This is a genomic window from Vallitalea okinawensis (assembly GCF_002964605.1).
GTDB classification, from domain to species: domain Bacteria; phylum Bacillota; class Clostridia; order Lachnospirales; family PQDH01; genus Vallitalea_A; species Vallitalea_A okinawensis.
The window spans coordinates 409,505-430,299 of record NZ_PQDH01000002.1 but is presented as its reverse complement, the minus strand read 5'-3'; the positions used below and the strand labels follow the sequence as shown (position 1 = coordinate 430,299).

The 20,795-nt window shown below is 33.7% G+C and carries 18 protein-coding genes and 1 riboswitch; of the genes, 16 read left to right on the top strand and 2 right to left on the bottom strand.

Features of this window, described 5'->3' with window-relative positions; genetic code table 11:
• Positions 1-56: 56 nt before the first annotated feature.
• Positions 57-608 carry an SPOR domain-containing protein gene (locus C1Y58_RS07095; RefSeq protein WP_105615316.1) on the bottom strand — a complete coding sequence of 184 codons (552 nt, stop codon included), beginning with the start codon at positions 606-608 and terminating at the stop codon, positions 57-59.
• A 194-nt stretch (positions 609-802) separates the two neighbouring features.
• On the opposite strand from C1Y58_RS07095, the gene C1Y58_RS07090 reads away from it, so the two are divergent.
• The 13 genes from C1Y58_RS07090 (at position 803) to C1Y58_RS07030 (ending at position 13,773) form a co-directional block, all read left to right on the top strand.
• Positions 803-1,279, top strand: a complete 477-nt coding sequence (locus C1Y58_RS07090) for a helix-turn-helix domain-containing protein (RefSeq protein ID WP_105615774.1) — start codon at positions 803-805, stop codon at positions 1,277-1,279.
• A gap of 15 nt (positions 1,280-1,294) precedes the next feature.
• On the top strand, positions 1,295-2,134 hold the full coding sequence (locus C1Y58_RS07085) for an alpha/beta fold hydrolase (RefSeq protein ID WP_157949996.1): 840 nt from the start codon (positions 1,295-1,297) through the stop codon (positions 2,132-2,134).
• A gap of 86 nt (positions 2,135-2,220) precedes the next feature.
• Entirely contained in the window at positions 2,221-3,762 is a 1,542-nt protein-coding gene (locus C1Y58_RS07080) for an amidase family protein (protein ID WP_105615314.1), read from the top strand.
• A gap of 153 nt (positions 3,763-3,915) precedes the next feature.
• Positions 3,916-4,902, top strand: a complete 987-nt coding sequence (locus C1Y58_RS07075; protein ID WP_242985353.1) for a hypothetical protein — start codon at positions 3,916-3,918, stop codon at positions 4,900-4,902.
• 51 nt (positions 4,903-4,953) lie between these two features.
• Positions 4,954-5,364, top strand: coding sequence for a VOC family protein (locus C1Y58_RS07070; protein WP_105615313.1), 411 nt, complete (start codon positions 4,954-4,956; stop codon positions 5,362-5,364).
• Complete coding sequence (locus C1Y58_RS07065; RefSeq protein ID WP_105615312.1) at positions 5,361-5,783, top strand: VOC family protein; 423 nt, start codon at positions 5,361-5,363, stop codon at positions 5,781-5,783. The genes C1Y58_RS07070 and C1Y58_RS07065 overlap by 4 nt, the downstream gene beginning before the upstream one ends.
• 43 nt (positions 5,784-5,826) lie before the next feature.
• Positions 5,827-6,288, top strand: coding sequence for a pyridoxamine 5'-phosphate oxidase family protein (locus C1Y58_RS07060; RefSeq protein WP_105615311.1), 462 nt, complete (start codon positions 5,827-5,829; stop codon positions 6,286-6,288).
• 72 nt (positions 6,289-6,360) lie between these two features.
• Entirely contained in the window at positions 6,361-6,624 is a 264-nt protein-coding gene (locus C1Y58_RS07055; protein ID WP_105615310.1) for a DUF3795 domain-containing protein, read from the top strand.
• Positions 6,625-6,725: 101 nt separating this feature from the next.
• The gene (locus tag C1Y58_RS07050; RefSeq protein ID WP_330404403.1) at positions 6,726-7,427 is read left to right on the top strand and encodes a response regulator transcription factor; all 702 of its coding nucleotides are present in this window, start codon (positions 6,726-6,728) and stop codon (positions 7,425-7,427) included.
• A complete protein-coding gene (locus tag C1Y58_RS07045; protein ID WP_105615309.1) occupies positions 7,427-8,824 on the top strand; it encodes a sensor histidine kinase in 1,398 nt (465 codons plus the stop codon). Before C1Y58_RS07050 ends, C1Y58_RS07045 begins: the two co-directional genes overlap by 1 nt.
• Before the next feature lie 60 nt (positions 8,825-8,884).
• Entirely contained in the window at positions 8,885-10,282 is a 1,398-nt protein-coding gene (locus tag C1Y58_RS07040) for a Spy/CpxP family protein refolding chaperone (protein WP_105615308.1), read from the top strand.
• 249 nt (positions 10,283-10,531) lie between these two features.
• On the top strand, positions 10,532-11,212 hold the full coding sequence (locus tag C1Y58_RS07035; RefSeq protein ID WP_170311542.1) for a TetR/AcrR family transcriptional regulator: 681 nt from the start codon (positions 10,532-10,534) through the stop codon (positions 11,210-11,212).
• Positions 11,209-13,773, top strand: coding sequence for a PEP/pyruvate-binding domain-containing protein (locus tag C1Y58_RS07030; RefSeq protein WP_105615306.1), 2,565 nt, complete (start codon positions 11,209-11,211; stop codon positions 13,771-13,773). The genes C1Y58_RS07035 and C1Y58_RS07030 overlap by 4 nt, the downstream gene beginning before the upstream one ends.
• Before the next feature lie 68 nt (positions 13,774-13,841).
• Here C1Y58_RS07030 and C1Y58_RS07025 read toward each other — a convergent pair whose 3' ends face one another.
• A complete protein-coding gene (locus C1Y58_RS07025) occupies positions 13,842-15,809 on the bottom strand; it encodes an SPFH domain-containing protein (protein WP_105615305.1) in 1,968 nt (655 codons plus the stop codon).
• Positions 15,810-16,064: 255 nt separating this feature from the next.
• A riboswitch (cyclic di-AMP (ydaO/yuaA leader) is annotated at positions 16,065-16,190 on the bottom strand.
• Positions 16,191-16,724: 534 nt separating this feature from the next.
• Here C1Y58_RS07025 and C1Y58_RS07020 point away from each other — a divergent pair.
• The 3 genes from C1Y58_RS07020 to C1Y58_RS07010 all read left to right on the top strand — a co-directional run bounded on the left by C1Y58_RS07020 (position 16,725) and on the right by C1Y58_RS07010 (position 20,795).
• Positions 16,725-17,000: a CD3324 family protein gene (locus C1Y58_RS07020; RefSeq protein ID WP_105615304.1), complete on the top strand. Its 276-nt coding sequence runs from the start codon at positions 16,725-16,727 to the stop codon at positions 16,998-17,000.
• Between the two features lie 155 nt (positions 17,001-17,155).
• Entirely contained in the window at positions 17,156-18,700 is a 1,545-nt protein-coding gene (locus C1Y58_RS07015) for an ABC-F family ATP-binding cassette domain-containing protein (protein ID WP_105615303.1), read from the top strand.
• 169 nt (positions 18,701-18,869) lie between these two features.
• Positions 18,870-20,795 (top strand): serine hydrolase domain-containing protein, encoded by a 1,926-nt coding sequence (locus tag C1Y58_RS07010; RefSeq protein ID WP_105615302.1) that lies wholly within the window; start codon positions 18,870-18,872, stop codon positions 20,793-20,795.

Sequence of the window (20,795 nt, the reverse complement as noted above, 5' to 3'; positions counted from 1 at the left end):
ATGGTTAATTGTATAAAAGGTCTCTTGGAGTAAGAGACCTTTTGCTATACTTTATTTTAATTGGAATAGATGACGAAGGCATCGTAGCCAGCCTTCTCAAGATTACCTTCTTGCTTATCAGCATTAGCCTTATTTTTAAATGAGCCTGAGATTACTCGATAATAATCCCCAGAATGAAGAACATAACTATCAAATCCTGCTGCTTTTAAAAGATCTTTTTGTTTATTAGCATTTGTCATATTGCTGAATGAACCACAAATGACATGATAAAATTTTGATGTACCTGATGAAGTTGGTGTGATATTTGCTTCTTTATTTTTCTCATCGTCTAATTCTTTAGCTAACTCATCAAGTTCATTCTTTAAGTTATCAATTTCTTTATCTTTATGAGTAATTTCTGTCTCCAGTTCATCAATTTTCTCTTTAGCTTTTTCATTTTCAGCTTCAAGGATATTGACTGCTTCAGTAGCCTCAGATGAAGGTTCTTCTGTTGGCGTTTCAGTCACTTCATTTTCTTCTACTGGTAGTGTAGCATCTCCAGTTTCTTCTTTAGGTGAGCAACCTACGAATAAAAAAGTGATTATTATCAATGCGAGTAGTTTTTTCATTTAAATTTCCTCCTTGGTGTATATATGTAAAATTCCAACATCACACTTAGAATATCATATTTATTGAATATTGGGAAGAGGGAGTGCTATAAAGGTTTAATAAAGGGGTACAAAATACCAAAAAGGGATAAAAAGGGTTGAAAATTCCTGAAAGTTGTGCTATGATGGATTTAAGTAAAAAAGGAGATGAAATGATGGAAAATAAATTTTATACGGTTGACGAGGTAGCTGAGATTCTTAACATACACTCAAAAACAGTCCGTAAGTATATACGGGAAGGTAAATTGAAGGCTACAAAAGTAGGCAAACAATGGAGGATTACCGGACATGATTTAAGTATTCTTGTTGAAGGTGAAAATAATATTATGCCAAAAGATGAAATAACAATGCATACTTCTGATTTACAGGTAATATCAGGTCAAAATGCTAGTAAAGCATCAGTCTCTACGGTAATAGATATTCAGGTCAGTAATCAAGATGAAATTGATAGAATATCAAATACCTTGTTAGCAGTCATGAATTCAAAAGATCCTCAATACGGTCATTCAACCATTAATATTCAATTTATTGAAAAATCAGGGAAGCTACGAGTAATGCTATGGGGGACTATTTACTTTACTGAAGCTTTACTTAGCAGCATAGCTGTTTTGATTGAAGAAAACAATGGATAAATGGAGGTGTTTAGCATGAATAATAACTCGATTTATAAATCGGATACTGGTAAAGAATCAATAATTAATCATTACGAAAATATTATTAGGAATTGGCCAGTAAGCCATGAGAGAATCACTCTAGCTACTCAATATGGAAAAACTTTTATAATAGCTAGTGGTTCAAATGAAAAGCAACCAATGATCTTACTTCACGGTTCATCAACAAACTCTGCTATGTGGATGGGAGATATAGAAAAGTTGAGTAAGGATTATAGAGTCTATGCTGTGGATATTATTGGTGAACCAGGTTTGAGTGATGAAACACGTCCTGATATGTCTGGTGATCATTATGGTATATGGCTGGATGAAGTTATAGAATCCTTAAACATTGATAGAGCAATAGTGATCGGTAATTCTTTAGGTGGTTGGATGGCTTTACAATACGCAACCTATCATCCTGAAAAAGTTGAAAAACTCATTTTATTAGCTACATCAGGTATATCACCAGCAAAAATATCTTTTTTAATTAAAATAATGCCATTGATGTTGTTGGGTCGTAAGGGAATTGATAGAATCAATAAAATAGTGTATGGAAATGAGGAGGTACCCGAAGAGGCTGTAGAGTTTGGTAATCTTATTTTGCAGCATTATATTCCACGGATGGGTTCTTTACCAGTACTAACAGATGAAGAACTTTCAAGATTAGTTATGCCTACCTTATACATGGGAGGGGAAAAGGATGCGTTACTTCCATCTAAAAAAATCGCTGATAGATTATCTCGATTACTGCCAGAGTCAAAAACAGTAATCATAAAAAATACAGGACACGTCTTATTGGATATAGTTGATTCCATACTAGTGTTTATTAAATAATAGTAAGTTAATTCTTTTTTTTCTGGATATATTGTTATATACTGAAACTATAAACAAAAAACAGAGGATAAGGGGGAGAATATTTGATGGTTGAATGGTTTGATAAGTATATGAAGGAACAACTACGAATTCAATATCAAGATGAAGTTATATCAGATGGAAAAAATGAAATTGATTTTTCAATTTTTGATAGTGCGTTAAACAAGTATAGTGAAAGTGACTTTGAAAGATTAGATAGGCTTATTTTTGAGAGAGACATTGAAAACATTCAGAATAGTATTCAAGATGGCGATTTAACATGCGAAGAAGTAGTACTTTACTATATTAATAGGATAAAGAAGTATGACTCCTACTATAATTCTGTCATGAAAATAAATCCTAAAGCTTTGGAAATAGCTCGATACCAGGATGAGAGGTTAAAGAATAATGAAAAACTTGGTGATTTATCTGGTACAGTTGTCTTGATTAAAGATAATATTGCTGAGCAGAATATGACTACTTCTGCTGGTGCTTATGCATTAAAGGATTTAACTACCAAGAGGGACGCTTTTATTATCGAAAAGATAAAAAAAGAAGACGCTATCATATTAGGAAAAGCAAATCTAAGTGAATGGGCTAACTTCATGTCAGACCCATCATCAAATGGGTTTTCTGTTTTGGGAGGGCAAACAAAAAATGCCTATGGTATGTTTGATGCTGGAGGTTCAAGTTCAGGTTCAGCAGTAGCAGTTGCGATGAATTTTTCCATGATTGCTCTTGGTTCAGAGACATGTGGTTCTATAGTTTATCCAAGTTCACAAAATGATGTTGTTGGATTGAAACCAACAGTTGGGTTATTGAGCAGAGATTTAATCATACCTATAACAGAGGCACAAGATACGGCAGGTATTATGGGGAAGTCTGTAAAAGATGTAGCTAAAGTGTTTCGATATGCTATAGGATATGATAACAAAGATTCATTAGGAATGAATGCAGCTAATTTTGATATGGAGCAGTTTAAAAGGAACTTAGATAAGGATTACTTAGTAGGGAAACGTATTGGAATTGTTCCATCGGAAATTGTATCTTCAGCTACTAAACAATTAAAAAATGAACTCATTAGCTGTGGGGCAGATGTCGTTGAAATTGAGATAAACCATCCAAAAGCTGATAGGATGTCAGTTTATAATTATGGAATGATCAATGATGTTGCAGCTTTATTAAACAATAAAGATGTCAATACAAAGTTTAAGTCCTTAAAAGAAATCATTAATTTTAATAAAGAAAATCCACATTTACATATGCCCTATGGGCAAGCCTTGTTAGAAGGAGCATTATCAAGTGATCTATCTGAAGATGAATATAAGGAAATTGTGGAGAAGAATCGAGAACTTACTAGTAAGGAAATTGATAAAACTTTAGAAGAGAACGACATAATTGCTATAGCTTCTTTTAGTAATGAATTATCAGATCTCTTTGCAGTGGCAACTTATCCAGCTTTAACAATACCGGGAGCATTTAGAGAAAATAATGAGCCACTTGGTGTCACTTTTGTCGGTACTCTCAATAACGATTATAAGTTGATTGAAATAGGTTATGCTTATGAAAGTTATACAAATCATAGAATGGTGCCAATGGCAAGGGAATAAATAGAATACAGAAATAATGAAGTAGAACTTGACTGAAACGAGTGTGACCTAATAAGGAATCATACTCGTTTCTTGTGCTTTTAAGTATAGAAAATGTGTCCGTTTTTTACAATACTGGCTGTTTGTATTGTGATAGGATAAGAGATAAAGATTATGGCGTTAAAAAAAGAGTCTGGAAAGGGAAGGTATATGAAATTATCATTTGAAGACTATCAAGAAATTAGATCATGGATGTACAGAAATGCTAGGCAAATTGATTTAACGAGGTGGCAGTATTGCTTTGAAAAAGGAAGTAAAGAAGCTGTTTTATCTGCCCTTTCATTCTACCAAAATGATGATGGTGGATTCGGCCATGGCCTTGAAGCTGATAGTTGGAATCCGAATTCGTCACCTTACACAACCTTAAGAGCAATTACTATTTTAAAGGAGATAGAATTTACAGATGTACATCATCCAATTATTAAGGGCATATTAAAATTCCTAGAAAGTGGTACCTTTCGTTCTGAAAATGGATGGTATTTCAATATTCCGTCTAATGATGGCTATGCCCATGCTCCATGGTGGACATTCAATATGGAAGCGAATGCGGTAGAGGGAATAGGGGTTACTGCTGAAATAGCGGCTTTTGTTTTTAGATACGCAGATAAAGATTCAGAACTGTATAAAAAGGCTCTAACCTATACCGATATAATCATCAATAAGCTTGGTAAATCAGAAGAGTATGGGGACATGGGTATTAGGGGATATTGTGTATTGCTTGATGATATTCAACAAGCTAATTTAACATGGCGATTTGACTGTAAGTTTCTTAAAGAAACTTTATCGAAGCTGATACATGATTCCATTGAGGTGGATACAACAAAATGGGTTAACTACACTGTAACCCCTTCTCAATATATTACATCTCCAGAAAGTATTTTTTATAAGGGGAATGAGGAAATTATGTCAAGGGAACTTGATTACTTAATTGAGACAAGACCACAAAAAGGAGTATGGGATATAACATGGAGTTGGTTTGAAAACAATGCTAAATATGCAAAGGAGTTTGCTATAAGTCAAAATTGGTGGAAAGCTTATATTACCATAGATAAAATTAATTTATTAAGAAATTTTGATAGGTTAGATGAACAAATAATCTAAGGTTATTATTAAATAAATGATTATCCATAAAGCATAAAGAGGTGTTCTAAAATGGGATTAAAATTTGATGCATTTGGTATTTTTGTTATAGATCTAAAAGTAATGGTTGAGTTTTATAGGGACGTACTTGGGGTTGAAATTGATTGGGATGGTAGTGGTCCCTTTGCAGAATTTAAGCATGAAGGAATCAGATTTATGATGTATGAAAGAAAAGAGTTGAAGGATTATTTGGGAAAAGAGGTTTCATATCCAAAGGGTACCAATGGAACATTTGAATTAGCCATTGATTTACCTAAGTTTTCGGATGTGGACAAAGAATACGAAAGAGTCGTTTCACTGGGTGCTGTACCAGTTTTTCCACCTAGGTCTGAACCTTGGGGTATGAGGTCATCCTTTGTTCAAGATCCAGATGGTAATTTAATAGAGATTGGCTCATGGGGAAAAGGAGAGAGTGAAAAATGATTATTACACCTAATCTGCATTTTAACGGCGTATGTAAAAAAGCATTAGCACTATATGAGACAGCCTTTGATGGAAAGATAACACAGCTCTTTCAGTATAGTGATGCAGACCCTTCTGACTATAACATTGATCAGCTAACTGAAAGTGAAAAGGAGCAGGTGTACCATGCCGAAATGATGATTGGAAATCAACGCTTTTTCTTTTCTGATTCTTTTGACTCTGTACCATATGGTCAAACCATATCCATCGTCATTACATTTGATAGCGGGGATGAGGTTAAGAAAGCATATGATGTATTATCTAAAGAAGGGGAAGTTCTGCAACAGCTTATAGAAACTACTTATAGTGGGTGTTTTACCTCTATTATTGATAGATTTGGTATCAGATGGGAATTAATGACTGAAAATAGCCGTTCATAAGATAATTTTTTGAGTAATTACTGTGGAGAAGGGAGTTAATGATATGGCAAAGACAGCTTATGAGATTCAAAAAGAAAGAATCAAAGAAATTGAAGAGGAAGCGGATTTATTATTAGAAAAATGTGATGTCGTAACCCTTACTTCAATTAATGAAAAGGGTTATCCAAGAACGTGTGCAATCAATAAAATCAAAGCAAATGGTTTTAAAGAGATTTATTTCTTTACTTCAAAAAGATCACATATTAATGGGAAAGCCACACATTTTCAGAATAATTCTAAAGCCAGTGTCTGCTACTATTTGGATGGTAATAGCGTTACACTTATTGGTAATGTTGATATAGTAGAAGATAAGGAAGTTAAAAAAACTTTCGATGACTATTGTGATAGGAATTTCTTTAAAAACGGCGTGGAAGATCCTAAATGCTTTTTATTAAAATTCAAAACCATAGAAGCAACATTCTGGATTGAAGGTAAGTTTAGAACTTGTAAGTATAAAACAAAATAAAGTGGTATAAATGAAATGACAGATGTTAAATAACAAGATAGATCGTCTAGAAAAGAAGGAGGTTGATAGTATATGAATACATATTCAATCTGTGGGATAAATTGTACCAAATGTGAGTATAAAGAGAAATGTGGTTGCAAGGGATGTAGAGAAAGTAAAGGAATTATGTTTTGGGGAGAATGCAAACTGGCTAAGTGTGCTATAGAGAAAAAATTAGATCACTGTGGTCTTTGTTCTAATTTTCCTTGTGATGATTTAAAGGCATTTGCCTATGATGAGGGTGAAGGTGATAATGGTGAAAGAATTGAAAATTTAAGAAAATTAATAGCTAACTAAAAGAGCAAAGTCATCAATTTATTTGATGGCTTTTATGTTGTCCAAATTTTGTTGATGATATAAATAAACCAGTTTATAATGTAATAGAATGTGTATTGAAGATGATTAGAGGGAAGTGGATTGTATTGGAGATTAAGGTATTGGTTGCAGATGATGATCCCTACATTATTAAATTAATGGTGGATATTTTAAAAAAACAAGGATACCAATCATTTGTTGCAGAAAATGGTGAAGAAGCCATTGATATATTTTTTGAGAATAGTGATATAGATTTAGTGATTTTAGATGTAATGATGCCAATATTTAATGGTTGGGATGTTTTAAAAGTAATAAGAGAAGACTCAGATGTTCCAATTATCATGTTGACTGCGCTAGGTGATGAAATTAATGAGGTCAAAGGATTCAGTCATGGAGCTGATGATTATATAGGTAAACCGTTTTCCTATAAAGTTTTTGTAGCAAGGTTAGAAGCCTTATTAAGAAAAACTAAAAAAAGACAACTTGAAAGGATTACATTAGAGAACCTTGTCATTGATCAGGAAAGCAGAAGAGCTTATATCGGAGAAGAAGATTGTAAGTTAAATCGCAAAGAATTTAACTTATTAATGTATTTATACATCAATCGTAATCGGGTTATGACGAGAGACCAACTCATCACTCAGATATGGGGATATGACTTTGATGGTAACCCAAGAACTCTTGATACCCATATAAAGACATTGCGTTATAAACTAGGAGACTACGGGCAACTTATTAAGACTTTAAGAGGGACAGGCTATATGTTTGAAGGAGGTAGTGTGTGATGAAAAAACTATCTACCAGACTATTTATCATATTTTTCGTGTTAATGGCAGTATTTACTTTATGTAATGTATTATTAAATGAGCTATTTCTTGAAGATTATTTTATATTCAAAAATAAAAAATATCTTCTATCAGAGAAGATTCAAATAGAAAAGTTCCTCAATCAAAAGGAAGATTTCTCACAATATATAGTTGAGTTAGATAGAGATGAGGGTATTAGTACTCTTGTTGTAGATAAAGATTTGCAAATGCTAAAAAGTTCAAATCCTATGAATCCAAAGGATAAAAGTGGTATCCCAGCTGAATTAGAAGAGATAATTAAAGAGCTAAAGGACAATGCTGACCAGGAATACATCTATGATGCAGTAACAGCAATGAATTCTTCTAAATATATTGTACTTGTAACAAAAATATCTAAGGATCAATACCTTATGATTAGCAAATCAATGAAGGAGCTTAGTTATAATGCTAGTATTGCTAATGAGTTCTTTATGTATATAGGGATTTTATTATTACTTATTGGCAGTATAGTGATGAAATTATATTCAAAAAGGTTAACCCAACCTGTTCAAGAAATCAGGGATATCGCAATGGATATAGCTGAGCTTAATTTCTCAAGACGAGTTGAAGTTCTATCGAAAGATGAGCTGGGAAGTCTATCAGAGAGTATTAATATAATGGCCGACCGCTTAGATGATGCCATAGTTCGATTAAATGAAAATTTAGATAAACGAAAACAACTACTTAGAGATATAACTCATGAGCTTAAAACACCAATTGGTGTGATTCTAGGATATGTGGAAGCCTTAAAATACGGAGTATCCAGTGATAGCGATGAATATTACAACATTATCATATCCGAGTGTAATCGAATGGATAGGATGGTAAAAGAGCTTCTCAATCAATCGGTATTAGAATCTGGGAGTGTACAGTTGCGTCAAGAAGAAATAGACATGAAAGTACTTATAAAATCTATTATGGAAAGATTCCATAAGGAGTTAAAGGGGAAAAGGATTGGGGTTACTTCTCAGTATGCCTATCAAAATAACATAGTTGCGGATCAGTATTTAATAGATCGAGTCATTACTAATTTTATAGTCAATGCAATACGGCATACCTCTAAAAATGGTAAAATTGAAATTTCCTTTAATGAACTTAACGAAATGTTTGAGATAGGGGTATTTAATACAGGAAGCTTTATCCCAGAGGAAGAGATTGATAGGGTTTGGGATGCCTTTTATAAAGTTGATAAAGCACGTAAACGAAATTCAGCAGGACAAGGAATAGGGTTATCTATTGTAAAAAGTATAGTAGAACTTCATGATGGTATATGTTTTGTGGAAAATTTAAATAATGGGGTTCGATTTGTTATTCGTCTACCCAAAATTTCACATTAATTTCACATTAGGGGGTTATGATAGATGCATATTAAATAACTACCTAAGGAAGGTGAAAATATGAAGAAATTTAAAGGTCTTATTGGATTGATACTTATTTGTAGCCTTATCATTAGTGGCTGTGGAAACTTTTCAGAGGCGAAAAATCCACCACCGCCTCGACCAAACGATCAACAAACCAAGGAGCAGCAGCCAAAGAATCAACAACCTGAGGGTCAATCTCAAGAAGATAAAGGGAATGAAGGAATGAAGTATTCTGTAGATCAAGCTATAAGTGATAATGCTCAGCTTACTACAATCGCATTTTCAGGGCTAGCATTCTTAACAGGTAGTGCAGGTGCCGATTCTTTTATACCACCTGGGAAAGTTGCCGATTTTTTTGGATTTCAATATATGAGGGATGTTGATGTTGCCGGCTACGGTCACAATACAACTTTCTTAACGAAGGCAGCTAATAATATTTTTTATATCTTAAATGATGAGCAAAAGCAGAAGCTTGTAGACTTAGCCATGGAACAATCCATGTTGTATGAAGACTTCGCTTATAATCGTTTCCCATTGATGGAAGCTTTTCGTAGAAACTTAGAAGGGGATTTACCGGATGGAGCTTCTGAGCTAGATCAAGAAGCAGTTGCTCTTTATACCTCATCTCTTTATAAATATGATGCAGAACTATCATACGAAAGGGCTATGGTTTTAGGTGAAATCGTTCAATCCTTTACAGATGAGCAAATTGAATATTTAAGTAAAATGGAATTCAATGATTCATCGACCTGGAATGAAGTTGGTGAAGATGATAAGTTAAAGAAAAGCATGACAAATGTAGAGTTTGTAGCAGTGATGACCTATGCAAGTGAATTGTTTTCATGGTATAAAGGGAATATTGAGGCAGATGTGTATTTTTGCCCTGAACGCCATGGAACATACTTTGGTGGATTTTATATGAAAGATTATCCTGCAATGAATAATCCAGATTATTTCATCAGTACATCTGTAACTGGAGATAGTGGAAAAGAATTTTTAAATATATTGAATGATGAGCAAAGAGTATTAATTACTAGTATTATAGATGAACAAAAGAATGCATTAGAAGAAATAGTTCAAATAAGACAGGAAGTATCTAATGAGTTACGCAAGGCGATGACAGAAGATAGTGTGGATCAAGAGAAGGTTTATACACTTATTAAACGTTATGGTGAGTTGGACGGCTGGATGTCATCATTGTATGCATCACGATTTGCTGAGGTTAATCGCACACTTACAGAAGAACAAAGAGCTGCTCTTCTTGAATTAAGAAATCTTGATGTAGTTCCAGATGGTGCTTATCGCTATTCTACTCCTGTAGAAATGCCTGAAATACCTAATATGGATTATCTATTTGGAATTGGAGAAATGCCAGAAAGTGCTGGTAAATTATCCTCAATTGATAAGTTCATTGAGACTGAAAAGAGAAAATAAATAGAGTGGATTGATGAGATAAGAAGTAATGTTTTCAAAAACATTGCTTCTTTTTTTGCAAGATGAAAGTATTGTGTTTTGCTTTTAATCCATTTCGCCACACGTAATGATCAAGCAAGGAGGCATATTTTCCTCTTTCAGTTTAAATATGAGTTAGTCACGCTTAGTAAAATTATTTTGACATGACTTACAATTTGTAGTATGATAAAAACAAGAAACCGACATCGTGTCGGTATGGAGGTGATGATAATGGGTTTAAGAGAAAAAATTGTGGAAGCATCTTATGAACTGTTTGCCAGCAAAGGATATGAGGAAACAACTGTCTCAGATATTATAAAGTTAGCAGGGAGTTCGCGGGGAGGCTTTTACCATCACTTTAATTCTAAAGAAGAGATACTGGAAGCCATTACAGATGACTATATTGAAGAATTTTCAGAACGTTATAATAGAATTATGGATGAACATGTAGGTTCATCAACAGAATTATTTAATAGAGTTTTTACTATGTTCCACGAATACAAAGTTGGTCAGATGAAAGATTGGTCAAAACTTTATAATCTTTTCTCTTTCAAAGGAAGTCACGTTATTATCTTAAAGATTGCTAGAGATTTTGAAGATCTGATGACTAAGATCTATTCAAAGATTATCAAAGATGGTTGTGAAAAAGGTGAATTTACCAGTCAATATCCAAAAGCACTTGCTGGACTCTGGACGAGAGAAATGTTACAAATCAATCGATTAGCTAGGAAAGAATATATCAAAAAAGAAACAGAAGTGGATGAAGCTTTTATGCTTGGTCTAGAGTTTACTGAGAATTTAATTAATAGAGAATTAGGATTAGTTGATCAGGTTATTCAAATAAAGTCAGTTGTCTTAGCTTATATTGATCATATGAAAAAGCAAATAGCTTTGAAGGAGATGGTGAAATGATCAAATGGTTTAGTGATATCAAGGAAACAGACTTTGAATTAGTTGGTGGTAAAGGCCATAATTTAAGTAAAATGTATAATTGCGGGTTGAAAGTACCAAATGGTTTTGTTATCACATCAAAAGCATATGATGTTTATATCAAAGACAATGATTTAACACCTATTATTGAAGGAATTCTTAAGCAACATATAAGTAGCTTAGAAAAATCAAATAGGATAAAAGCATTGTTTATTAAAGAAAACGTATCGAAGAAGTTGGTTGGAGAGATAAAAGAAGCCTTCATACACATATCGAGTGGTAGAGTTGCAGTTCGAAGCAGTTCAACTGTTGAAGATTTGCCGGGAATGAGTTTTGCAGGACAATACAGTAGTTATTTAAATGTTACTCAAGATGATTTAATTGAAAAAGTTATAAGATGTTGGCAATCACTTTGGAATCAGCGTGCTATTGACTATCGAAAGAAATACGATGTAACAACTGAGTTTTCTCATGGGGTTGTTGTTCAAGAAATGATTGAAGCTAAGGTAGCAGGCGTTATTTTCACAGCTAATCCTGTATCTGGTGTTCGATCTCAGATATTGGTCAATGCCGCTTATGGTCTAGGCGAATCCATTGTTAGTGGAGAAGTTAATCCCGATCAATATACCTTAGATCATCATAGTGGTACTGTACTAAAGGAAGAGATTTCTAAGAAAGAAGTACTGTGTCAATATGCTAAGGAAGGGATTGAATACGTGGCCGTTGAACCACAAGAACAAGAAAGGGGTTCTCTAAAGCCTAATCATATCAAGGAGATTGTAAAGGAAGCTGGGAAAGTACAGAACTTCTTTGGGTGTCCTCAGGATATGGAATTTGCAATCGATCAAAAAAATAATCTCTATATACTTCAGTCGAGAGGCATTACCACCTTATTCCCAATAGATAGCTTTGACCAGGATGGGAAGCTAAGAGCTTATTTAGCAGCCAGTTCGGTATTGCTAGGGATGAAAGAGGCTTTTACACCTTTGGGTGCAGATTTATATGGGGGTATGTTCCCAATGGTGCTTAATGTCATGTTAAAGCGTAAGAAACCGATATCAGATAATTTTGTGAAATACGCTGGTGGTAGAATTTATGTAGATATCACTTATCTTATGGCAAGTAGACTGGTTGCTAAACAGTTTGGTAATGCCTTTTCAGGAAGTGATTTACCTCTTAAAGATACAATGGATCACGTCATTAAAATGCATGGTAAGACCTTTAGGCATCAAGGGATTAGGTTTAAAATACCATGGGGAATCTTTAAGTATGGTTTTGGTATGATGGAAAACTATAAGATAGCTCGTAAGGTAGCTCCTGATGACAGATACCAAGCCATAAGAAATCTAGGTAAAGAATTTTACCAAGATATTCTTAATGAAGCTGAGCAATTGAATACAGTTGAAGAAAAAATAAAGTTCTGTGAAGATTCCATGCTTAAGGTCTTTAAATTAACTCAAAATCAAGCCTTGTACTGTGTTGAAGTCAATAACTACTCCAAAATAGAAAAAAGTCTTAAAAAGATATTTGGAGATCAATACAACTTAGATATACTCACTTATGCTTTACCTGAATGTATTACAGTTGAACTTGGGCTAGAGCTTAATAAAATGGCTAAGTACTTTGACGAAAAGGGTTTGGAGCCGACTGCTGATGATCCTATGATGAAAGCTTTCCTTAAGAAGTTTGGGCATAGAAGTACTGTAGAGCTTGATTTTGGCTATAAGCGATGGCATGAAGATCCAAAATATCTATTCAATCAAATGAGGTCTTATATGGTAGATAAGATGTATGATAGAAATATTGCAGAGGTTAAGGAAAAAGCTAAAGAAGCTCGTGATTTCATTGAACAAATATTCGAAGAAGTCAAAGTGAAGAAAGGAATTAGAAAAGCTAAGAAGTTAAGAGATATGATCATTGATTATCGAAGAGCAGCGGGGATGAGGGAATATCCAAAATTTAACATTGTTCAGTCTTTAGATCTATCGAGAAAAGTTATGTTAGGTGTTGGTAAGTCCTATCAGCAACAAGGGCTATTAGATGACCCAGAAGATATTTTCTTCCTAACTAAGAAGGATATTTTAAGTGGTAAACTATCTAAAGAGACTGTTCGTAAAAATAGAGAACTCTATAATAAAGAAATGACAAGAAACAGTGTTCCTAGAATTGTTCTTAATACTGGAGAAACACACTATTCAGCGCACAAATTTGATCCTAAGAGTAAAGTTTTACAAGGCATATCCTTATCAGCCGGTGTTTACGAAGGGCGTGTCCGTGTTGTATTTGATCCCAATTCATCTGAACTTCAAGAAGGAGAAATCCTTGTAACAGAAAGTACCAATCCGGCATGGACGCCGCTGTTTATGGCAGCTAAAGGTCTAATTATGGAATATGGTGGACCTCTCAGTCATGGTGGTATTGTTGCTAGAGAATATGGAATACCAGCAGTAGTTGGTATTCCATCTGTTAAAGATTTATTAATGGATGGTCAGTTGGTAAGAGTCAATGGTGAAACAGGTACAGTGGAGATACTTGATGAATAAGTGACTGTTTATAGAGTTAATAAAAGCGGATAAAACCACTATACAAGATGGCTTTATCCGCTATTTCATTATTCAGGTTGACTTTGTTCATTCAACAGTGCGTCTTTAAAGTCCTTTAAATCACTAGTCATTTTATTGTTTTCATCAAATAACTGACCATCATCTTCTAATTCCTTAGCCAATAATAATGTTATAAAAGCTTCTAATGGATTGATGTTACCAGCACCATCTCCACCACCCATATTGACTAGTGTATTCGGCATAATTTGAATTTTACCGTTTTCAATTGCTGCGGTATATTTTGTTACGATATCTTGTAACACTTGATACTTTGGACCGCCATATGCTTTTACTTGTTCATTGATTGCAACAGCTTTACCAATACCCATTTTAGCTTCTTTTTCTGCTTCAGCATTAGCTAAAGTTTTAATGGTTTCTGCGTCATGTAAGGATCTTTGATAAGCAGCTTTACCAGCATTATTTTGGACTTCGATATTGATTTCAGATTGAGTTAATTCTTTTTGTTGTTCCGCTTTCGATTGGGCTTCTTTTAATTCCCGTTCCTTAACAGCTGCTTTTTCTTGCTGATTATAGGTTTCGATTTGCTCCATTGCAACTTGTCGATCTCGTAATTGTCCAAGTATAACTTCAATTTTATTATCCTTCTTGGATGAAGATGGGGTGCCAATCAGCACTTCTTCAAGCTCGATGTTATAGTGTTCAAACTTAATCTTCATCTCTGTGGAGGCGAGTTCTTGAATATCACTTCGTTCTTGTAAGAGTTCTATAAGTGTTTTACTTTGACCTATATTCTTAAAGTAAGCAGATACCATTGGGTCTAGGGTTTGGTCCACTAACATTTTAATGTCACCAAAACGTTGGATAACATAAGGCGCTTTGCGATAGTCAATATGTAGTACAACTGATAATGGAAGAGTGGGTTCAAATGCATCCTTCGTAATGAGATTAACTTCTTTCAAATTGGAATCGTATAGATGTTCACCACCTTCATTAGATATCCATTTAAGAATAATATTTGTAGTTGGGACTTCAACTATCTTGCCTGCGTAAGTATTGAAAGCATATTTACCTGGTGTTAATGCATCTTTCCATACACCTCTAAAGCCTTTTTTAACGAGTTCACCATGTTTGTATTCTGCACCAGAAGCATCTTCACCTCGCTCACCTGTATAAGATATTACAACACCTACACTACCAACTGGAATGATGGTTTTAGGGATCAGCTCAACGGTAGCAAACATACGATTAATAAAGTAGGTACCTTCTGTGAGAACTTGATACTGTCTTCCGCGATAACCACCAGCAGCTAGGAATCTTTCAATATCTTGAAAGTTATTATGATAAGTCAAACGATTGGAACTATCATCACCGACTGTTGGTGCAACAATATGCTCTTGTGAAAGCGAAGGACCATCATGGACTGTTACAATCCCTAGTAAATCGTCTATACCTTTTATTATGACTGGAGTAAAGCCATTCCTTTGATGTATTTTTTCTGACATCGTTTGTATTGTTGCTGAGTCTCCTTTTTCTAATGGTAGGCTATAGATTTTATCTTTCGTAATGATCACAAACTGAGCTAGATTAAAAGCGTATGTTCCTTCACGAAGGATAGAACGCTGAATACCTTTTTGGCCTCTATTATTCAAGAACTCTACTACATCTTGAAAGTTATTACACTCAGCAACAACTCTTCCTAATGTTTGAGTTTCAGGTAGTGCTTCACCATCTCTAGCAAAAACATAAGCAATTTCCCCCTGAGGTATTGTTACTAGTGGACAGATATGTACTCTGTACATAAGTGGTGATAGTATATGAATACCTCCACGTAGCACATTGGGCTGATACCCAGCCTCTTTATTGAGGGCTATGATTCTTTCGGATAAAGAACCATTTATAGACCACCATTTTTCTACAACAGCAACTTTGTTATTGGGTATAATACGAAAACCTATGAGCCAAATGAGTATAACGACTCCTAAAAGAATACCTACACCTATAATAATGCTTGACATACGACCCCTTCTTTCTAAATAGTTGTTATTGGCACAAGCATACTAGCTTATCATGCTCTTTTAGAGCATTGATGTACATTTATACATGCCCGGTTATTTTAATAGGTTGCATTGTTTAATACTTATGCAACATGACATAACTTATAACAACGCTTAGAAAGAAACGTTAAACCTTTTTAGGTGAGAGAAATATCTCCTGGTAACAGAAAAACTCTAGGAGTACCTAGAGTTATGGATAGACTTCCAGAATAACAGGCGTACTCTCTTTCAATGCTGACGAGGTTAGCTGTCGGGCTCGGACTGAAAGAGTGTCCTATCCAAATGGAATTCGCCCCAAAAAGGTGGGTCCCCCGCTTCTTTCGAATTAAGCATATGCTGTTATAAAGTGAAAAATATATTTTCACTTTGTGGCTATGACTTCTTTCTAGCAAGTAGACTAAGTCAAGTCACAAATTATGCTTTAATAATACGCCCATCTGGATGAAGTGTCAATCGTCATTGTTTACAATTATGTGGTATATAATGATGGGGAAATGGTCAAAATACATAAATGTATGCAAGAGTAGTTTCAGAATTACCTGTCCAATTCATGCTGGCATTCAAATGATGATAATAGAATTCTAGACTCTAGGATAATAGGTTCTTGGATATTAGGACATAAGATATTGGGTATTTCAGAATAATATGTTATAATAGGGTAATGGAATTATTTGATATTGTATTTATCATATAGATAGGAGGGTTATAAATTATGAACTCAGAAACATGTACTAGTGTTGAAGGCTCCGCGCAAAGACTGCATGAAAGAACAAGTCTTGTTCGGAGCCTAATCCTAAAAGATTGATTAAGGCATAGTATTTTCATGTAGTTTTTGCTTGGTATTTACGGAACTTTATGTAGATAGGAGCAGAAATTATGAAGTATGAAAATGCACAAAATGTATTACCAGAAGATGTTATTGAATTAATTCAACAATATGCAGACGGTCAATATTTATATATACCAAGAAAACATGAAAATAAGAAAGCTTGGGGAGAAAGTAGCGGTACAAGAGTTTGTTTAAGGAATCGAAATAAAGAGATTCTTATGAGATATAATCAAGGAGAATCTATTAAAGATTTGACTAAGCAATACTATCTCACTGAGCAGAGTATTAGAAGAATAATTAGAAATGAAAAAGAAGTTGTTTAAGATTAATCGGTGTTTTAAATCTGATGAAGGATTTAAGAGGCCGATTTTTTGGATGGATCCATTTTAGTACAGAATCATTTATGAACTTGAGGTAGTAACTACCCAATGCTATGATTGAATTAAGATCAGCGAAAAAGACATAAGTAGGTGAAACAATGAGTATCTTAACAGTTAAAAACATGAGTCATAGCTTTGGTGACAGAGTTATCTTTTCAAATACATCTTTTCGATTATTAAAAAATGAGCATATAGGACTTATTGGTGCAAATGGTGAAGGAAAATCTACTTTCATGAACATTATTACAGATAAGCTTATCCCAGATGAAGGAATAATTGAATGGAGTAGTCAAGTCAGTGTGGGTTATATGGACCAGCATATTCAGTTAAGTAAAGACAAGACTATAAGAAGTGTATTACGTGAGGCTTTTCAATACTTATACGATTTAGAGGAGGAGATGAATGAGCTCTATAATCGTATAAGTGAAATGAATGATATCCAACTTGAAAGAGTACTTAGACAAACAGCAAGAATCCAAGATACCTTAGATACGAATGAATTCTATAGTATAGATTCTAAAATAGAGGCAATAGCAGGAGGGCTTGGGCTACGTGATATTGGTTTGGATAAAACGGTTACAGAGTTAAGTGGTGGACAAAGGACAAAAGTATTGCTGGCTAAACTCCTTCTGGAAAAGCCTAATATTCTTTTACTAGATGAACCAACTAATTATCTGGATGAAGATCATATTCAATGGTTAACAGTGTTTTTGAGAAACTATGACCATGCTTTTATATTAATCTCACACGACATGCATTTTCTTAATGATGTAGTGAATGTGATTTATCATATCGAAAACAATATTTTAACACGATATAATGGTAACTATGAAAGTTTTCTAAGAAACTATGAAGAGAATAGGAAACAACTACAAATAGCTTATATCAATCAACAAAAAGAGATAACAAAGTTAGAAGATTATATACGCAAAAATAAAGTTAGAGCTTCAACTGCAAAGATGGCTAAATCTAGACAAAAGAAACTCGATAAGATAGAGCGAATAGAAATTTCAAAGAAAGCACCAAAACCTTTTTTCAACTTTAAAATGGCTAGAGCATCTGAGAGATTAATTTTTGAAACAATGAATTTGATGATAGGATACGAGTATCCATTAACTAAGCCATTGAATTTAAAAATGGAAAGAGGAGAAAAAATAGCTTTAATAGGAGCTAATGGTATTGGAAAAACCACGTTATTAAAGAGTTTAATGGGTTTAATTCAACCTTTACAAGGAGATGTTGAACTCGGTAATTATCAGAAGATAGGTTATTTTGAGCAAGAGGTAAAGAGTGTAAATACGCACACTGTTTTGGATGAAGTGTGGTACGAACTGGAAGGGTTAAAGAAACATGTTGTAAGAAGTGCTTTAGCCAAGTGTGGATTAACAAGTGAGCATATTGACAGTAGTATATGTATGCTGAGTGGCGGTGAACAAACTAAAGTAAGGCTATGTAAGCTAATTAATCAACCTACTAATATTTTGATTTTAGACGAGCCAACCAACCATTTGGATACAGATGCAAAAGATGAATTGAAGAGAGCATTAAGTGAGTACGAAGGCAGTATTCTACTTGTCTGTCATGAGCCAGAGTTTTATATGGACATTGTAACCAATGTTTGGAATTGTGAGGAGTGGAAGTAAAATTGCGAGAGTGCTAATGGGTTACCTAAGTGTAGGTATCTTATTAGCACTATTTTAATTATACACAAGAGAATACTTTATTATCTTAAGGAATTTTAAGAATTTCTTAAGAGGTATTTTAGTTATGATCTTTATAATCTAACTAAAAAGTAATTGGGGGTAAAGTATTATGAAAAGTAAAGTGTTACTCATATTTAGCTTAGTGTTAATAATGCAATTCTCTATTTCTGTACAAGGAAAGACTATTTCACAACAAGAAGACCTAAAAATTGATCAAAAAGAACTTGAAGAATATGTGACACAATTATTTGAGGAAGAAATGGATAGTCAACATATACCTGGAGCTGCAATAATAATTACACAAGGGAAAGAAGTACTATTGAGTAAAGGGTTTGGTTATAGTGATGTGGCGACAAAAGAGAAGGTGTCACCTGAATCAACAGTCTTTAGAATAGGTTCGGTGAGCAAAGTTTTCGTAGCAGACTCTGTTATGCAGCTAACAGAAAAAAATAAAATTGATTTTGATGAAGATATCTCTTCATACTTGAAAACAATAGAAATTAGTAATCCATTTAATAATCCCATTACAATGCATCAATTATTGACCCACACATCAGGTTTAGATGATCAAAGAATAGGTGACTTATCAATAGATAGAAAAGAGATTGAACCCCTATCAGAGTTTTTAGAAAGTAATTTATTACCTGTCGTAAGACAACCAGGTGAAGTCATTCAGTATAATAGCTATGGTATAGCTTTAGCAGCTGCAGTTATTGAAGATGTTACCAATCAAAAATATAGTATGTACGTAGAAGAAAACATATTTCAACCTCTTGGTATGATGAATACATCCATGTTACCGGAAGTAGAGAGTTTATCCAGATCTTATCAGTATAGTGATGGACAATACAAATTATATCCTTCATTTGGATATTTTAATATTTATCCGGCTGGAGGTGTTTTATCAACGGCATCTGATATGGGGAAATACATGATAGCTCATCTAAATGATGGTGAGTATAATAATGTTCAAATTTTATCCAAGCAATCTATTAAAAAAATTCATAATCAACAAGAAACCTTTGATCCTGTATTAACAGGAATGGGTTATACTTATTGGATAAGAGAATATAACAACTATAAATTGCTGGAACATGGGGGATATGGTTTAGGCTACTTAACAGATTTATGTTTGATCCCAGAGTATAATCTGGGGATATTTGTAACGATTAATCAAGGGGATAATAATTTTCCGGAGGAAGCTGTTAGAGCCATTATTGATGAGTTTCTGCCAAAGAAGAAATCTTTAATAAATGATAAGAATATTGAGACTGAAACTTGGTTAGATATTGAAGATTTTATTGGTTATTATCGATTCTTAGAAATGACACAGACGACCTTTGATAAATGCAGTGTTTTTCCTTATGGGCAAGATTATCGCGTAAAAATTAATCAAAATGGACAAATGATTCTAGAAGAAAAAGGTTATTACTTTCCAGACCAAAAGACATACACATTAGAACGTATAGAAAATATGGTTTTTAAAAATCTAGAAGATAACCAAACAATCGTATTTAGAAAAAGTGAAGACTCACCAACAATCTTTATGGCAGAATCGAATACAAGCCATCACGGAACTTATGTTCAATTAAAGTGGTATGAAACTCCATTATTTCAACTTAGCCTATTTATTGTCTGTATGACCTTCTTTATTATCGTAATGATTACTTTTCTAATCATGAAATTATATAGTATAATTAGAAGTAAGTATAAAAAAATAAGTATAAAACCATATAATAAATTAATATACATTTCCGTATTAACGAGTGCTTTAAATGCGGGGTTTATTATAACATCCTTGTATACTTTTAACGGACGCCTACAGTATGGAGTTCCAATTGATGTAAAAGCCCTTCTAATGGTTCCTTTTATATCACTTTCCTTAATAATAGTGATGTTAATAACTTGGATTAAGGATATTAGAACAGGTATGAAATATGGCATAAGAAATGCCTATTATTTAGTGAGTATTTTAATCTCTCTTGCATATATATGGTTTTTAAATTATTGGAATTTACTTGGTTTTAGATACTAG

Bases quoted from the DNA above. Each gene is read 5' to 3' on its own strand.
- C1Y58_RS07020 (WP_105615304.1), top strand. From the start codon at position 16,725: ATGAAGTATGAAAATGCACAAAATGTATTACCAGAAGATGTTATTGAA.
- C1Y58_RS07040 (WP_105615308.1), top strand. From the start codon at position 8,885: ATGAAGAAATTTAAAGGTCTTATTGGATTGATACTTATTTGTAGCCTT.
- C1Y58_RS07060 (WP_105615311.1), top strand. From the start codon at position 5,827: ATGGCAAAGACAGCTTATGAGATTCAAAAAGAAAGAATCAAAGAAATT.
- C1Y58_RS07070 (WP_105615313.1), top strand. From the start codon at position 4,954: ATGGGATTAAAATTTGATGCATTTGGTATTTTTGTTATAGATCTAAAA.
- C1Y58_RS07095 (WP_105615316.1), bottom strand. From the start codon at position 608: ATGAAAAAACTACTCGCATTGATAATAATCACTTTTTTATTCGTAGGT.
- C1Y58_RS07090 (WP_105615774.1), top strand. From the start codon at position 803: ATGGAAAATAAATTTTATACGGTTGACGAGGTAGCTGAGATTCTTAAC.
- C1Y58_RS07085 (WP_157949996.1), top strand. From the start codon at position 1,295: ATGAATAATAACTCGATTTATAAATCGGATACTGGTAAAGAATCAATA.
- C1Y58_RS07050 (WP_330404403.1), top strand. From the start codon at position 6,726: ATGATTAGAGGGAAGTGGATTGTATTGGAGATTAAGGTATTGGTTGCA.
- C1Y58_RS07035 (WP_170311542.1), top strand. From the start codon at position 10,532: ATGGGTTTAAGAGAAAAAATTGTGGAAGCATCTTATGAACTGTTTGCC.
- C1Y58_RS07045 (WP_105615309.1), top strand. From the start codon at position 7,427: ATGAAAAAACTATCTACCAGACTATTTATCATATTTTTCGTGTTAATG.
- C1Y58_RS07065 (WP_105615312.1), top strand. From the start codon at position 5,361: ATGATTATTACACCTAATCTGCATTTTAACGGCGTATGTAAAAAAGCA.
- C1Y58_RS07055 (WP_105615310.1), top strand. From the start codon at position 6,361: ATGAATACATATTCAATCTGTGGGATAAATTGTACCAAATGTGAGTAT.
- C1Y58_RS07010 (WP_105615302.1), top strand. From the start codon at position 18,870: ATGAAAAGTAAAGTGTTACTCATATTTAGCTTAGTGTTAATAATGCAA.
- C1Y58_RS07075 (WP_242985353.1), top strand. From the start codon at position 3,916: ATGGCGTTAAAAAAAGAGTCTGGAAAGGGAAGGTATATGAAATTATCA.
- C1Y58_RS07080 (WP_105615314.1), top strand. From the start codon at position 2,221: ATGGTTGAATGGTTTGATAAGTATATGAAGGAACAACTACGAATTCAA.
- C1Y58_RS07030 (WP_105615306.1), top strand. From the start codon at position 11,209: ATGATCAAATGGTTTAGTGATATCAAGGAAACAGACTTTGAATTAGTT.
- C1Y58_RS07015 (WP_105615303.1), top strand. From the start codon at position 17,156: ATGAGTATCTTAACAGTTAAAAACATGAGTCATAGCTTTGGTGACAGA.
- C1Y58_RS07025 (WP_105615305.1), bottom strand. From the start codon at position 15,809: ATGTCAAGCATTATTATAGGTGTAGGTATTCTTTTAGGAGTCGTTATA.